The 281-nt window shown below is 37.0% G+C and carries 1 protein-coding gene; it reads left to right on the forward strand.

The window, feature by feature from the left end; translation table 11 throughout:
* Window positions 1-98: 98 nt before the first annotated feature.
* On the forward strand, window positions 99-281 hold a 183-nt coding region (locus AAOP42_RS00065), incomplete at its 3' end, for a transposase family protein (RefSeq protein WP_349526410.1).

The following is a 281-nucleotide window of genomic DNA, read 5'->3' on the forward strand; positions in this document are numbered from 1 at the left end:
CACTGCTTAGTTTAAATCAAATAGAATATGATAATTTGTTTTCCGTTTTTGATCCTTTGATCACAAAGAAGTTATCGATTTGTACATTGAAAGGTCAGATGCGGCTATTTCCTCTTGAAGAGGAATCATCGCTGAGTAGCCTGTATGGGAGTAAGTCAAAACTGGATTTCATTCTGATGTACTTAAAAGAAAACCCCAACCAGTATTACCATGGAGAGATGTTTGATATGAGCCAGAGCAAAGTCAGTGAATGGGTCAGCTATTTATTACCTGTTCTGGAA

Source organism: Reichenbachiella sp. MALMAid0571 (assembly GCF_040151475.1).
Lineage (GTDB): Bacteria > Bacteroidota > Bacteroidia > Cytophagales > Cyclobacteriaceae > CAXBNB01.